The organism is Terribacillus aidingensis, from assembly GCF_900215625.1.
Lineage (GTDB): Bacteria > Bacillota > Bacilli > Bacillales > Amphibacillaceae > Terribacillus > Terribacillus aidingensis.
Map to the genome: position 1 here is coordinate 25,801 of NZ_OBEK01000008.1, position 15,749 is coordinate 41,549.

The 15,749-nt window shown below is 42.0% G+C and carries 14 protein-coding genes and 1 other annotated feature; of the genes, 3 read left to right on the forward strand and 11 right to left on the reverse strand.

The features are described from left to right. The first annotated feature begins 348 nt into the window (after positions 1-348). Entirely contained in the window at positions 349-951 is a 603-nt protein-coding gene (rpsD, locus tag CRO17_RS16765; RefSeq protein ID WP_097043606.1) for a 30S ribosomal protein S4, read from the forward strand. A 601-nt stretch (positions 952-1,552) separates the two neighbouring features. Here rpsD and CRO17_RS16770 read toward each other — a convergent pair. The 5 genes from CRO17_RS16770 to tyrS all read right to left on the reverse strand — a co-directional run bounded on the left by CRO17_RS16770 (position 1,553) and on the right by tyrS (position 6,360). Then, positions 1,553-2,302 carry an SDR family NAD(P)-dependent oxidoreductase gene (locus CRO17_RS16770; protein ID WP_097043607.1) on the reverse strand — a complete coding sequence of 250 codons (750 nt, stop codon included), beginning with the start codon at positions 2,300-2,302 and terminating at the stop codon, positions 1,553-1,555. Between the two features lie 148 nt (positions 2,303-2,450). Continuing rightward, on the reverse strand, positions 2,451-3,278 hold the full coding sequence (locus tag CRO17_RS16775) for an STAS domain-containing protein (RefSeq protein WP_097043608.1): 828 nt from the start codon (positions 3,276-3,278) through the stop codon (positions 2,451-2,453). 202 nt (positions 3,279-3,480) lie between these two features. Further along, positions 3,481-4,326 (reverse strand): DUF2382 domain-containing protein, encoded by an 846-nt coding sequence (locus CRO17_RS16780; protein ID WP_097043609.1) that lies wholly within the window; start codon positions 4,324-4,326, stop codon positions 3,481-3,483. 134 nt (positions 4,327-4,460) lie between these two features. Next, a complete protein-coding gene (locus CRO17_RS16785) occupies positions 4,461-4,970 on the reverse strand; it encodes a general stress protein (RefSeq protein ID WP_097043610.1) in 510 nt (169 codons plus the stop codon). Positions 4,971-5,082: 112 nt separating this feature from the next. Beyond that, positions 5,083-6,360, reverse strand: coding sequence for a tyrosine--tRNA ligase (gene tyrS / locus CRO17_RS16790; protein WP_097043611.1), 1,278 nt, complete (start codon positions 6,358-6,360; stop codon positions 5,083-5,085). Between the two features lie 51 nt (positions 6,361-6,411). Then, positions 6,412-6,621 (reverse strand) — a binding site (T-box leader). Between the two features lie 157 nt (positions 6,622-6,778). On the opposite strand from tyrS, the gene CRO17_RS16795 reads away from it, so the two are divergent. Then, the gene (locus CRO17_RS16795) at positions 6,779-9,466 is read left to right on the forward strand and encodes a transglycosylase domain-containing protein (protein WP_097043612.1); all 2,688 of its coding nucleotides are present in this window, start codon (positions 6,779-6,781) and stop codon (positions 9,464-9,466) included. A gap of 34 nt (positions 9,467-9,500) precedes the next feature. Here the strand turns inward: CRO17_RS16795 and ccpA are convergent, their stop codons facing one another. Beyond that, a complete protein-coding gene (gene ccpA / locus CRO17_RS16800; RefSeq protein WP_097043613.1) occupies positions 9,501-10,496 on the reverse strand; it encodes a catabolite control protein A in 996 nt (331 codons plus the stop codon). Between the two features lie 178 nt (positions 10,497-10,674). Continuing rightward, entirely contained in the window at positions 10,675-11,766 is a 1,092-nt protein-coding gene (locus CRO17_RS16805; protein ID WP_097043614.1) for a bifunctional 3-deoxy-7-phosphoheptulonate synthase/chorismate mutase, read from the reverse strand. Between the two features lie 188 nt (positions 11,767-11,954). On the opposite strand from CRO17_RS16805, the gene pilM reads away from it, so the two are divergent. After that, entirely contained in the window at positions 11,955-14,078 is a 2,124-nt protein-coding gene (gene pilM, locus CRO17_RS16810; protein WP_097043615.1) for a cell division protein FtsA, read from the forward strand. A 32-nt stretch (positions 14,079-14,110) separates the two neighbouring features. Here pilM and CRO17_RS16815 read toward each other — a convergent pair whose 3' ends face one another. From CRO17_RS16815 to CRO17_RS16830, 4 genes are all read right to left on the reverse strand, one after another. Then, positions 14,111-14,380, reverse strand: a complete 270-nt coding sequence (locus CRO17_RS16815; protein WP_245864843.1) for a YrhK family protein — start codon at positions 14,378-14,380, stop codon at positions 14,111-14,113. Between the two features lie 13 nt (positions 14,381-14,393). Next, complete coding sequence (gene ytxJ / locus CRO17_RS16820) at positions 14,394-14,729, reverse strand: bacillithiol system redox-active protein YtxJ (protein ID WP_097043616.1); 336 nt, start codon at positions 14,727-14,729, stop codon at positions 14,394-14,396. Between the two features lie 65 nt (positions 14,730-14,794). Further along, complete coding sequence (locus CRO17_RS16825) at positions 14,795-15,181, reverse strand: YtxH domain-containing protein (RefSeq protein ID WP_097043617.1); 387 nt, start codon at positions 15,179-15,181, stop codon at positions 14,795-14,797. 28 nt (positions 15,182-15,209) lie between these two features. Continuing rightward, complete coding sequence (locus CRO17_RS16830) at positions 15,210-15,692, reverse strand: DUF948 domain-containing protein (RefSeq protein ID WP_097043618.1); 483 nt, start codon at positions 15,690-15,692, stop codon at positions 15,210-15,212. Positions 15,693-15,749 lie beyond the last annotated feature (57 nt).

Genomic DNA, 15,749 nt, shown 5'->3' on the forward strand with positions numbered 1-15,749 from the left:
AAGATAATATACTTATTACTCAACGATAATAATAGTCCTTATTGCTTATTAATTATTGTATCTCTTCTCCTTTTTATATTAACCTTGACTTTATACAACAAAAAAGCTTATAATACTCTTTGTGTAAAATAAATGGCGGCCTACGTGAACTCCCATTTGACTGATTTTGTTCCTTTCTTGGCAAGGCGCAAAGCGAGACGGATTTCCGTTTCTCCTTGTTTCAGAAGGTGTATCGTGTAACTCTCTGCTGTCGGAGCGATGGTACATGAAAACATAATCAGCAAGTGACTCGAGGACACTCTCTGTTTTTATTTTATGCAAATAAAATAATAAAGGTGGAATTTATCCATGGCACGTTATACAGGTCCATTATGGAAAAAATCCCGTCGTCTTGGTATCTCCCTTAGCGGAACAGGTAAAGAGCTTGACAAACGCCCTTACCCACCAGGTCAGCACGGTCCAAACCAACGCAGAAAGCAATCCGAATACGGTTTGCAGCAAGCAGAGAAACAAAAACTTCGTTACATGTACAACATGAACGAACGCCAATTCCGTCGTGCATTCGAGGAAGCTGGTAAAATGAAAGGTATTCATGGTGAGAACTTCATGATTCTTCTTGAATCTCGTCTTGATAACCTAGTATACCGTCTTGGCTTGGCTCGTACTCGCAGACAAGCTCGTCAGATCGTTGGCCACGGCCACATCGAAGTTGACGGTAAGCGCGTAGATATCCCATCTTACCGCGTAAAACCTGGTCAAGTTATCGGTGTTCGTGAGAAATCACGTAAACTTGATATCATCACTACATCTGTTGAAGCGAACAACTTCGTTCCAGATTACGTGACATTCGATAACAACAGCTTGGAAGGAACTTACTCTCGTTACCCTGAGCGTTCTGAACTTCCTGCTGAAATTAACGAAGCACTTATCGTTGAGTTCTACTCCCGTTAATGGGAAGATTTTCACAACGATAGTAATAACCCCTGAAATGCCATTGCATTTCAGGGGTTATTTTTTTATTACAGCAGTGAGATTGCCATGCTGCACTGTCTGCTTTTATGCGTTTTTAGCGATAATAACCTTTCCTTAGAGAATAACGGATCATGAATTCTGTTATTCAGATGCTTTTAAAGTAAATAGCGTAACTTTTTGCAGGCATTTGAACCGCATTGGCAGATTACTAAAGCCAATTCCTCGATTAATATATAGATTATTTCCTTCGGCTACGCAGTCTTCAATCCAGCCATCTGCATGCACTTCACCTTTTTTTCGCAAGTGGCTTATACATTTTATTGTTCTTAAACTTAAACAGATACCCGACAAAGAAACTAATAAACCAAGGATATTACAGTGTGAAGAGCTGCTGTGCTAGTGAACGAGAAAAGAGCGAGCAGAATTTGCGAATGGTGATCGAGGAGGAGGAAAAAAGGCATTGAAGTTATTTTATGAAGGTTAAGAACCCTTCAACAAATGGATAATGTTGAGCGTAAATTAGCAGTTTCTTCTATATAAATAAAAAAAAGAGCTTGAATTAGCAAGCTCTCCTGCACAGTTATTTTGTATTCGTAAAACCGCCATCAATACGGACAACTTCACCGTTGATGTATTGCGCTTTAGATGTAAGCAAGAATGTAACAAGTTCTGCTACCTCTTCTGGTGTTCCTAGGCGTTTCTGCGGAATGCCGCCCGTTGCATTTTCTTTCATTTGCGGATTCGCTGCATAAAACTCGGCTACCATTTTTGTTTCAGTAGGTCCTGGTGCAATTGCATTTACACGCAGTCCGTCTTTTGCATACTCTGCTACCAAGCTTTTTGTCATACCGACGATGGCATGTTTTGTCGCCGCATATGTGACAACTGAATCTTGCCCAATGACTCCTGCGCTGGAAGAAGTGTTCACAATAGAACCACCGCCATTTTTCACCATCACGTCTGCTACATAACGTACGCCATACAGCGCCCCTAGCAAGTTAATGCCTACGATACGTTCGATTTCAGCAACGTCTGATTCAAGGAAATACTTCCCGCTTCCTGAAATACCAGCATTGTTGAAGAAATAGTCAATAGAGCCGAAATGTTCTAACGTCTTATCAACATAATTTTTCACTTCTGCTTCCTTAGAAACATCTGCTTGAATGAAGATAGCATCTGCTCCAGCTTTCTTTACCAAGGCAACTGTTTCGTTCGCCCCTTTTTCGCTTACATCGACGACAGCGATATTGACGCCTTCTTCCGCAAGGCGAACTGCTGTCGCTTGTCCTAGTCCGCTTCCTGCGCCTGTAATGATTGCTGTTTTACCCATCTGCAATCCCTCCAATAAATAGTATGAATGATATACTGACTATTTTACTACTTTCTTTCCAATGTTTGAAGAAAGTCGACTTATATCAACAGCATTATACTTCCCAAATAAAAAAGGGCTATTACAGCCCTCTCATCATTCCTTCATTTTACGAGAACAAAATTTTCTGCACAGCATCTTTTAGAGAATTTGTCGTTTTAATCTTTCCAAATGGAATGCCCAGCTGCGTAGACGTTTGCGCAATCTCAGGGCGCATACCAGAAATAATTGTTTCCACACCAAGCAGTTTTAGAGCTTCTATAATAGAAAATATTCGCTGTGCCACCATTGTGTCTATTACAACAACGCCGGACATATCAATAAACAAGTGATCTACCTCAAGCTTCGAACAGCTGTGCAGGACATTGTCCATCATATATTGAGCACGATTTGTATCAATATCACCGACAAGCGGCAGCAATGCTACTGTCGGTGTTAGTGATATGACTGGTGTGCTTAGTTCCAAGATGAGGTCTTGTTGAGCCTTTAATTGGAATTCTGCCTGGTTGGCGCTTTCCCGGATATACCAAACAATCACTTCATTGAATGAGTCCGTAATCTTCTTAAAATAATCCAACGCTGTTTGTGCATCTACATCTTTCGCCTCACAAAAATCACGCAGGATGTGTAAATAGATTTCCTGATTGCGATAAAATTCTTGAACGACTACTTCGATTGGTGTGTCTAAATGACGATCATCTCTGGCAGTTGAAACAACCCAATCTTCAAATGCATTACATGATAAATTTAAATTCGGATTTAGCACCTCGCAGAAACGTTCATGAAATCCTCTATTTTGCGCCTTAAGATTGGCAATAACTTCTGGATCCTCAGAAGCATATACCCCGCTCGATTTATCGGAGGCGCTATACCATTTTTCTACTATTTGATCTATGTTTTCAAGATAATGCTGATGTAACTCCTGTTGGTATTGCATTTTCCTGCTCCTTTTATCAAATCTTTACATAATAAATGAACACTTACTATAGCATCTTTCATGAAAGAATACCTTTTGGAACCGTTAAAAAAGGAAAAATACTACCATTATCCTAAACTGTATTAATAGATCCTAGCCAAAAAAGCCCCAGCCGACACTTGCTTGTGTCAATGGCTGGGGCTTTTTACTTGATCGATTACACTTATTTCAAATCACTATCTTTTTTCGTCGTATCTTTTATTTCTGCTTCTTCACGTCTTACATTTTCATTTACATGTACGTTTTCTTGCACATCTTTTTTATTTACGACGATTTCTTCTTTAATAACATCTTTTTTATCTACATCTACTTTTTCTTCATATACAGGAACATGAATGCCGTCTTTTTCCGTATAAGCATCAGCAGCATTTGCTCTATCGCTTACTTTATTCACTGGGCGACGTTCAATGTTCACTTCTTGCTTATTTACTGGCACATCAAATTCTTCCCGGTCTGTCACTGTACGTTTGTCAACATTTACTTCACCAGCTTTGAATGTATCACGCTCTACATCGACAACCTCCTCATGCAGTTCCATTTGTTCTTTTTGAGAAGTTCCCGGCTGTGCAGCTGTGTTTTTATTGACCTCTGTGAAAGCAGTATTATCTGTTTCTGTATAAGCGGCATTAGCAGCATCTAATGGGTCCTGCGCAATAGTGTCGTCTTCCATTTCCAGTGTCTTTCTAGCAGCTGGATCGATAAACAGCAGAATCTTTCCGTTCTTCAATTCATCTGCATATTTGTCTGTTTCCCTTTCGTTTAAGTTTAGCTCTTGCAGTGTTTTCTCTTCCGGCTTATCTCCAGAGAACATTGCAGAAACCTTATCACCGAATGATCCTTTGGCTTCTTTGTAGTTTACACTAAGCCGATCTGCAAGGATGGAAGAGTCTGGTTTCTTGTCCGTAATTACTGTTACTTTGTTTTCTTGGATTCCTTTAGATTTAAGTTCATTCACTCTCACGATGACGTCATTCTCATTTTGGTAGGTTTCAATATTTTGTGCTAACATGATGTATACCTCCTAATATTTTGTAATGAACTTGTGCTTAATCATTGTTTTCCCGCTGACATTATTGTTAAACAATATTTTTTAATACTGAGAAGTAAACGCTTCTGGAAAAGTTATTTTATCAATATAAAATTTTATCTTCTTGTCTTGTTAAGCTCATTCGCATTTTGATCTTTTGTGTTCGGCTCTGCATGCAGCCCATCATTCGGTTTATCGGCAGCATACAGCCCATCTGCCGTCATCCCTTTTTCGGCTTCTGCTGCATGGTCGCTGCGATCTTTGCTGCCTGGTTGGGATATTACTTGTCCAGATGTTCCAGCTGCAGGCTTGTTTTTTGCATAAAGCAGTACCTTGCCTGCTTTTAGTTCCTCTGCATAGCGATCTTTTTCTGTATCAGACAGCTGAAGATTTTTTAACACTTTTTCTTCTGGGTCATTACTAGAAAAGAAAGAAGAAAGTTTTGTGCCGAAAGAGCCGTTTGCCTCTTTATAATTCACTTCCCTTTTATCTGCTAATATACTGTCGTGAGGTTTTTTATCCACAATAACGGTCACATCTTCCTCTGGTACACCCGCTGTAACTAATTCATTAATACGTACAATTGCGTTTGCTTCATTGTTGAATGATTCTATCGTGTTACGCATAATATGCCTCCTATTGTGTATTTTTTCTTTTTGCTATCTCTATGCTTCTTTCTTTCCCCATCCGGTCCTTATAAAACATAAAAGCACTGCCCAAGCGGACAGTGCTTTTTTATTATGCAAATTTTAACAATGTGTATTTCTTCTTTCCGCGACGGATGATAATGAATCTTCCATCAATCCGGTCGCCTTCGACGAGGATACGAGCTGTATCTTCGACTTTATTTCCGTTAACACGAATGGCACCATTGGTGATATCTTCTCTCGCCTGACGCTTAGAGGATGAGATACCTGCTTCAACAAGCATGTCAACAAGACCTTTGTCTTCGTCTGCTGCTGTGTAGGATGGCATATCCTTGAAGCCTTGTTCAATTTCAGCACCATTAAGAGAAGCGATGTCCCCGCTGAATAAAGCTGCAGAGATCTTAATAGCTTGTTGCAGCGCTTCCTTTCCGTGTACAAGTGTAGTCATTTCTTCTGCCAGTTTCGTCTGTGCAAGGCGTTTTTCTGGTTCCTTTGCAACACTTTCTTCAAATGCTGCGATTTCTTCCAGCGACATGAAAGTGAAGTATTTCATGAATTTGATCACATCACGATCATCTGTGTTGAACCAGAACTGGTAAAACTCATATGGTGTTGTCCGTTCCGGGCTTAGCCATACAGCTCCTCCGGCAGTCTTCCCAAATTTCGTACCGTCAGCTTTTGTAATTAGCGGCACTGTAAGCGCAAATGCCTTGTCTGCTGCTTCTTCATCGTTTCCTGCATGTGTACGGCGAATTAATTCCATTCCAGCAGTAATATTCCCCCACTGATCACTGCCGCCAATTTGAAGCGTGACATTTTCTCTTTCGTGCAGACGAAGGAAATCAAGCGACTGCAAAATCATATAGCTGAATTCTGTAAAAGAGATGCCATTTGCTAATCTGGATTCGACGGAGTCTTTCGCCAGCATATAATTGACGCCAAAATGCTTCCCAACATCACGGAGGAAATCAATAATGCTCATCGCTCCGAGCCAGTCTTTATTGTTTACTGCTTTGGCGGCATTCTCTCCCTCATCAAAATTCAAAATGCCGGCAAGCTGTTTGGCGATGCCTTGACTGAAGCTATCTACAGTAGCTGCATCGTTTAAGTTACGCTCATCCGAACGGCCGCTCGGATCCCCAATCATTCCCGTACCGCCACCGATTAGAGCGATCGGACGATGACCTGCTTGCTGAAAACGTTTCAGCATAAGCATTGGAACCAAATGACCGATGTGCAGACTATCAGCGGTCGGATCAAATCCGCAGTACAAACTTACTTGCTGGCTGGATAGATGTTTTTCCAAACCTTCCTCATCACTTGTCTGCTGTATCAAACCTCTGTCTCTCAAATCCTTCAAAATTGACATATTAAACACTCCTCAACACTTTATAAAAACAAAAAAAATGCCCCATCCCAAAAAAGGGACGAGACATGACTCGCGGTACCACCCTTGTTGCAGTTAACCTGCCACTCGGTTTGCTAACGGATATACAATACATCCGTCCTCTGTCTGCACAGAAGAAGCTCCAGTCTGTACTTGGCAAAACAACTGTATGCTGACTCGCACCGGCCGTCAGCTCTCTGCAACAGGGAATTGTTCCGCTACTATAACCTTCAACGCAATATTTTATAATGACTGTTCCTACATTATTACCATATACACCTATAAAATACAAGGTTTTTTTCAGCAGATACAATAATCTACAAATTGCAACAAGGAAGATGGACTCACTACGAAAATTGACTATTATGGTATAATAGATAAACCAATTCGGGGGTGAAACATGCAAATCAAAGCAATTTGGAATAAACTTCGGACATGGGTTTCGGAAGCTTGGAAAGCTGGCAAGATTCAGCGAAATTCTCGTATAACATATGATGTCATTTGGAACTTATTTCTCTTTTTCCTGCTTCTCGCTGGTATCGGAATCTTTTTCGCTGCCGGAGCCGGTGCAGGCTATTTCGCATCACTTGTAAAAGATGAACCTGTCCGTACGTATGCTTCCATAACAGAAGATGTTAACAGTTATGAAGAGACGTCTTCTATCTATTACGCAGATAATGTATTTTACGGCAATATCAAAACAGATCTATATCGAGAAGATGTTAAACTCGATGATATTTCGCCATATGTAATTGATGGTATTATCGCAACGGAAGATGATAACTTCGAAACACATGATGGCGTCGTGCCCAAATCGATACTGCGTGCCATCATGCAGGAAGCGACGAATGCCGAGAATAAGACAGGCGGAAGTACACTCACACAGCAGCTCGTCAAAAACCAAATATTGACCAACGAAGTTTCTTTCGAACGTAAAGCAAAGGAAATCGTTTTGGCAATGCGTTTAGAAAAAGCGCTGTCTAAAGATGAAATTCTGGAAGCTTACTTAAATATTGTTCCATTCGGCAGAAATGCTTCTGGTGATAACATTGCCGGTATTCAAACAGCGGCTCAAGGGATCTTTGGCGTTGATTCGAAAGGCTTAACGCTGCCGCAAGCTGCTTTTCTAGCAGGATTGCCACAAAGCCCGACGGCTTACTCTCCGTATACCAATAACGGTAAGCTAAAAGAAGAAGCAGCAATGCAGCCTGGCCTAAATAGAATGAAGCAAGTGCTCAACCGAATGCTGGAAGAGCGATATATCAGTGAAAAAGAATATGAAGAAGCGATGAGCTATGACATTACCAAAGATTTCATCGAAAGCGGCGCATCTTCTAAAACAAAATCCGGCTATTTGACAACCGAGGTCGAGCAGCGTGCAGCCGATATTATTGCTGTACAGCTAGCTAAAGCGGATGGACATTCTGAGAAGGAACTGAACAAAGATAACGACCTTAAGAATGAATATCTGGATAAAGCGTCACGTGCTATACGTCAAAATGGCTATCAAATTCATACAACGATTAATAAGGAAATGTATGAAACCCAGCAAAAGATTACAAAGGATTACGCCTATTACCAGCCTGATCATTGGGTTGAACCAGAGGACGAGGAAGCAGAGCCATATTCTGAACCGATTCAAGCTGGTTCTATTATGATTGAGAACAGCACTGGTAAGATTTTAAGTTTCGTTGGCGGCAGAGATTATGACAAGAACCAAGTGAATCATGCGACAGACACGAAACGCTCTAACGGCAGTACAATGAAGCCGTTGTTAGTATATGCACCAGCAATGGAAGAAGGAGTATTGCAGCCTGGAAGTCCTATTGCAGACGTACGTAAAAGCTTCTCCATACCTGGTCAATCAAAACTTTACACACCTGGTAACTATGCCGGTAACTTCCACGGCTTGGTAACTGCCAGAAAAGCCTTGGAGCAATCTTATAACATTCCTGCGATAAGAGCTTACAGAGATATTCTAAATTTAGATCCGGCTAGCAAGTATGTAGAAAAGATGGGAATTACATCATTAACGGAAGGCGATCATAATAACCTTTCTGCAGCATTAGGCGGGATAGCTTATGGTACGACTGTTGAAGAAAACGTCAACGCCTATACAACCTTCGGGAATAACGGGAACTTCACGGATGCTTATATGATTGAATCTATCAAAACGCAAGACGGCAAAGAAATCTATAAGCACAAGTCAGAATCTACGAAAGTATTCAGCCCGCAAACGAACTACTTGATGCTGGATATGATGCGCGGTGTTTTTGACAGCGGTACTGCTACCTACGCCAATTCACAGCTGGCGAATAAAAATGTCGATTGGGCAGGTAAAACAGGAACATCGCAGGAATATCACGATTCCTGGTTGGTTGCCACCAATCCTAATGTGACCGTCGGCGTATGGATGGGCTACGATAGACCAGATTCTGTTAATACTGCTGGAATGAGCTACAGCCATCGAAGCCAGCTTCTCTGGACGCAGCTCGTCAACAGTGCAACAAAAATAAATCCAGATCTTATGGCTCCTAGTTCTTCCTTTAAGCAGCCTAGCGGAATCACAAGTGCTTCCTATTGTGCTATTGACGGTGGGAAACCAACAGACCTATGCAGTCAAGCGGGCATGGTGAAGACAGATCTTTTTAATACAAAATACGCACCGACAAAAGCTGATAACAGCTTGATCAGTCAAAATGGCAGCATTATCCTGAATCCTGATTTTCTTAAAGCGAACGAGTTGCAAGGAGTCAGCGCTGAACAGCTCTTTCCTCGCAATGAAAAAGCACAAAATTTAATTGGCAAAACGGCAGCAAAAACAGAAGATAAAGTGAACACTGTAACGACAAGTTCTGGTGCTCCGCTGCCGCCAACCAATGTAAAGAAATCAGATAAGAAACTGACATGGACACAGTCCAAAACAAAAGATGTGAAAGGCTATCGCATCCTGCAAAAACAAGGCAACAAATATGTGCAAATCGGTTTCAGCGATCAATCGTCCTACAATTTGCCGGATAGCGATTCTTCCTATCAAATCAAAGCTGTCGGCAAGAATGACAAAGAGTCGGCCACCATTACACTATAAAAAAACTAGCGTATCCAAATGGATACGCTAGTTTTTATTTTGTCGAATTACGTTCGATAATTCGGTGAGGCAAGGTAACATGTTTATCTGAAACTTCCTCTTTATTCATTAGTTTCGTCAAGAGACGCATAGCTACGGCTCCGATATCATACGTCGGCTGTACGACAGTAGATAGAGTCGGACGAACCATTGTCGCAAGTCTTGTATTGTCATAGCCTACTACTTCGATATCTTCCGGCACATTTAAGCCGATATCCTGGAAGCCATGAATAACACCCAGGGCCATTTCATCTGAAGAAACAAATACAGCAGATGGGCGGTCAGAAAGTTCCGCCAGCTGTTTAGCTGCCTTAAGACCGGCGTCATACGTGTTGGCTGCCTGCACGATGTACTCTTGCTTCACTTCACCATTATGCTCGGTTACAGCACGAAGATAACCTTTGTATTTCTGGTTATTTGTTTCGATTTCTGTTTCTCCCGCAACAAATGCCGGATGCTGATGCTTGTGGCTGACAAGTAAGTTTGTCGCCTCATATGCCGCTTGTTCGTAATCAATTGCTACAGTTGGGATATCGCCTGTCCCTTGTACTGTCGCTGCAATAACAATTGGCACAGGAGATTTCTCGAACTGCTGAAGCAATTCTTCACTGATTTTTCCGCCCATGAAGACAATACCATCTACCTGCTTTTCCAGCATGCTATTGAAAAGGGTTAATTCTTTATCCGGGTTTTGATCGGAATTGCTTAGGATCATATTGTATTTATACATCGTTGCAATATCCTCAATCCCTCGCGCAAGCTCCGAGAAGAAAATACTCGAGATATCCGGTATGATTGCTCCAACTGTTGTTGTCCGCTTACTTGCAAGCCCTCTCGCTACTGCGTTCGGACGATAGCCGAGCGTCTCTATGGTGCCAAGTACTTTTTTCCGAGTTGCAGGTTTAACGTTTGGGTTGCCATTTACCACACGGGAGACAGTTGCCATTGATACATTTGCTTCGCGGGCAACGTCGTATATGGTTACATTCATTGTGTCATTTCCTCCTATATACACCTTACACGATTCCAATCATCTAAAGATGATATTAGCAATTTGTATGTTTATTCACATATTCTTTACCCATTATACCAGAGTTTTGAACATTTCAGTAGAAAGAGATACAAAAACCCTTGATATTATGGGCTTGCTGTGTTTCTTAACACCTATATTATTCAGCTGGGACACGGCTTGCATAACTGCTGTGAGACGTTAAATCCCGGTAAAATGCATCAAAGCGCCCCAGGTCCATCTGCTGTGCAGCATCCGATAGTGCGACCGCCGGATCTGGATGCACCTCAGCCATGATACCATCTGCTCCAATAGCCAGCGCTGCTTTAGCGGCTGGAAGCAGCAAATCTCGTCTGCCAGTAGAATGTGTAACATCTACCATTACCGGCAGATGCGTTTCTTGTTTCAAAATCGGTACAGCAGTTATATCCAGTGTATTCCGAGTTGCATTTTCGAATGTGCGAATACCCCGTTCACAAAGAATAATATCATTATTTCCGCGAGAGCTGATATACTCAGCAGCATGAATGAACTCAGAAATGGTAGAAGACATCCCCCGTTTTAACAGAATTGGTTTTCTTACATCGCCAGCTGCTTTCAGCAGCTCAAAATTTTGCATATTCCGTGCGCCAATTTGAATGACATCCAAATAGTCAGCTGCTTTCTCCATATCCTCAGGTGCAACAATTTCACTAATGACAGCCAAGTCGTATGTATCGGCTATCTTTTTCAAGATACGCAAACCTTCTTCGCCTAAACCTTGGAAGTCATATGGAGATGTACGCGGTTTGTAAGCTCCGCCGCGAAGCAGGTTCAATCCTTTTTCTTGAAGTGATGCTGCGACTTTTGCCGTTTGCTGGTAACTTTCAACCGAACAAGGACCGAATATGAATTGCGGGACGCCATTGCCAATAGAAGTATTCTTAATCTTGATAACCGTATTTTCCGGTTTCCGCTGCCGTGATACAAGTAATGCTTTATGCATATCGTCTTCCTGCAGCTCCAAGCTTGCCTTAAATATCTCTTTAAATAAATGCTGCAGTGTTCCATCTTGGAAAGGACCTTGGTTATTATCTGCAATCACGTTCAGCATATCCCGTTCCCGAACCGGATCAAAACGCTTTGTCCCTTGCTTTTCTTTCACTTTTCCAATTTCCTGAACCAGCTTTCCTCTTTCATTTATCAAAGCTAGCAGGTCCAAATTTACGTCATCTAGTTTTTTTCGCAAAACAGCTAATTCGTCGTTCATCATCGCTCTCTCCCACTCTCTTTCTAGTATATCCAGCTCAAGTAATTAGCAATCATTATAGCTAAAAGTTTACGCGCTGTCACCTGCAAATAGTGTAGAATGAATGTATAATGAACAGTCACGGTATAGGACATCTGCTCCTTGCTTCCTGTTAATAAAACGAAGAGTTCCATGCAGAAAGGATTATCGCTTTGAAAGAAAGAGTTTTCGCCTTGGATATTGGCACAAGAACAGTTGTCGGAATGCTTCTGGAAACAGAAGCTGACACTTATACATTAATAGATTACGAGATGGTAGAACATAATGAACGATCTATGCTTGATGGACAAATTCATGATGTTGTGGCAGTTGCTAACGTGATTTCAGAAGTGAAAAAGAAATTAGAGGAAAAGCACGGGGAATTGACCAAAGTTTGTGTGGCAGCAGCTGGTCGTTCGCTGCAGACAAAGCGCGTGACAGTAAATCATAGCATTGCGGAGCGCGGCGTATTAGATAAAGAGCAAGTGCAGCATTTGGAACTCAGTGCTGTGCAGCAGGCACAATATGAAATTGCCCAGTCTGAAAATTTGCGGACAGATTACTATTGTGTTGGCTACTCTGTTTTGCGTTATCAGTTAGACGATCAAGAGATTGGTTCTCTGATTGATCAGCAAGGTCAGGAAGCAAGCGCGGAAATCATCGCTACTTTCCTGCCAAAAGTTGTTGTGGAGTCCCTGCTGTCTGCACTAAAACGCTGTGATTTGGAGATGGACGCACTCACGCTTGAACCAATTGCAGCAATACATGTGCTTATTCCCGCCTCCATGCGCCGCCTGAATGTCGCATTAGTCGATATTGGTGCCGGAACAAGTGATATTGCAATTACGAATGAAGGAACGATTACAGCTTATGGAATGGTTCCGAAAGCTGGAGATGAGATTACAGAAGCGATAAGCGACCATTATTTGCTGGATTTCCATGTTGCGGAAGCAGCAAAACGCGATTGGGCTGACAAAGGATCTCTTACAACAATGGATATCCTTGGTTTTGAACAACAGCTGGAATCGGATCAAATAGAACAGGATATAGGTGTCGCAATCGATCAGCTGGCTGAGGCCATTGCTTCCGCTATTATTCAATTAAATGCCAAAGCTCCAAAAGCTGTCATGCTCGTTGGCGGCGGCAGTCAGACGCCTGGACTTCCATCTCGATTAGCCAAATTGCTTAATTTACCCGATAACCGTGTGGCGATTCGCGGAACGGATGCCATACAATCTTTAACAAAAACGGCTAACGTGCCAGAAGGTCCAGCATTTATTACACCAATTGGGATTGCATTAGCAGCGAAACAAAGTCCTGTTCATTATGTAAGCATACAAGTTAATGGACGTCTTACCCGATTATTTGATATGAAACAGCTGTCTGTTGGCGATGCACTGCTGGCTTCCGGTATACATATCTCCCGACTGTATGGAAAGCCCGGAGCAGCTTGTATGATTTCATTCCAAGGTAAGCCGTTAACCATCCCTGGGACCCTTGGAGATGCACCAACCATTATATGTAATCAACAGCAGGCAAGTTTGGATACGCAAATTCAAGATGGAGACGTTTTAGAGGTCAAAGCTGGTGCAGATGGTTTACCAGCACAAGTAACGGCAGCAGATATTATTGGAGACCTAAAACCTATTACCGTCTTCTACAATGGAGAATCGTATACAGTAAAGCAGCAAGTGCTAGTGAATGGACAACCTGTTCCTGCTGATCATCGACTTGAAGACAGAGATGAACTTGTCGTGCACCGAGCAACAACAGCAGAACGCTTTTTATACGAAAAGCAGCTGCCATTGCCAGCGCTAACGGAGGCATCAGATTATGAGGTTTATATCAATGACCAATTGATAACAATTAATGTGTTCAGCCAACAATTTACTATTAATGAGGTTCCAGCCAGGTTGCGCGATACGGTGGCTGACGGTGACAGCATCCGTTTCCAGGAACGCACCATACCTAAAGCGTCTGATCTGCTTTCACAGCTGCCAACAAACAACGAGACAAATATGACAGTAACATTCAATGGCCGGACAATCAAACTAACCCCGCCAGCTGCACAGCTCTATAAAGACGGAAAGCCTGTAGCACCCGATGAGCCTATCGCATGCGGCGAAAGGCTTGCCCTGCGTACAGCATCAGATTCGTTTATCATTCAGGACATCTTCCGCTTTGTTGATATTGATCTGACAAAAATGAGCGGGAATTTCCGCCTATATAAAAATGGTACCGAAGCAGCATTCCATGACACTTTAGCACCATATGACAAGATTGAGCTGACTACGTGAAAAAAGCTGTACGCGAAAGCGTACAGCTTTTTCTATTGGTTCCTGTATTTCTTATAGTTAATATCATGGATAAGTCGAATGGTTGGCCGTACCAAAAGCAGAAAACTCCCTGCTGCAAACAACCAGCATCCTGCCACTTTTAAAGACTCATACATAAAGAAGAAACTGCCTACGAGGAAAATGAGTCCAATGAGAAAGTCATTCAGCATATACAGAATTTGATATGGCCGCTTAAAGAAGATTCCATATTCTCCAACCTGAACAACTTCTTCCTTATTTCCTGATCCATCCTTATGTTCCAAAATAAAACACCACCTACTTGTTAAATCTCAGTACCTGTTCCCGCAAGACCTCCTCTTTAATCTCATAATGTGATGTATTCCAGATAATTTGGTTATTTTCAAAAAGCAGTACTTGCGGTGATTCATGTTTTACTGCATAAAGTTCAGCAATGCTGTTAGACAATTCTCTCGCTTCTTGTACATACAAAGTGTACAACGGCAGCTGTGTTTCCAAACTGAAACGGTCGTACTCCTGTTTTGCAGCTGCGCTAATCGGGCAAGTAAGACTGTGTTTGAGCAAATAAAAAGCCGCTTCACGATTTAGTACATCTTGAAATTCCTCTTTGTTTTGAATAACTTTTGCTTCCATTATGGTTCATCTCCCTTTCTAATAAAAAACAGACTCCTAAGCAAGAGTGCTTAGGAGTCTTTTCATTAAAGATCCTTATTACGTTCAATTGCAGATTTTTGCTGCTCCATTTCTAACTCTCTTGCAGCTTCCTCAATTGCTCGTGCTACTTCTTCAGCAGCATCTTCTGCTTCTTTGTCATTGGCAGAAGGTTCGTCATTGGATTGGTCATTACCGGATGTCATGTTTTTCACTTTATCCGTAAGTACCTCTTTCCATTGCATGCCTTTTTCACTGTACTGGGACGTCATATCACCTGCACGGCCTTTTAAATTGCCTGCTTGTTCTGTGATATCATTTCGCAGTTCTTTACCTGATTTAGGTGCCAATACTAGTGCTGTTATAGCTCCTGCCACACTGCCGATGATGGAACCAATCAGAAAGTCTCTTCCATTTGTCTTCTTCGTTGACATAGTGCATTGCCTCCTAGCGTCGCTTGGTTTAATAAGATGTTTCTTTTACTGGTAAAGGCTGCTCTGTTGGTTGTACAGCTGGTACAGAGACGCTTTCATTGGCTTCATTCTGCTTCTTTTTCTTCCATAAGTCAAGTATTACGGAGCCCCATTTAAGCACTTGACCAGTTTGTTCTGTATTTTGTTCTGCAGACAATGCCACTTTATTGGAGACATTGCGAATGGAATTGTTCAAGCTGTTGACTGTGTCACCAATACCTTCAATTCCGTCAACAAGCGTGTTCAGCTTCTGAGCTTTTGCTCCAATATCTTCAGCAAGATGATTTGTCTTGCTGAGCAGTTCAGCCGTTTCACTTGTGATGCCCTGCATTTGTTTCTCGACGCCTTCTAATGTGCTAGCAACATCGTTTAATGTACGAGAAGCAGCTTTCAATGTTTTGGCGAGAAAGATTACTAAAACTGCGAATGCGATAGCTGCGATTAATGCAGCAATGTACCCTAGAATTTCCATGATGAATAGTCAGCTCCTTCTTTAGTATGTAGTATGAGTAGTTCCAGCACATCTCAT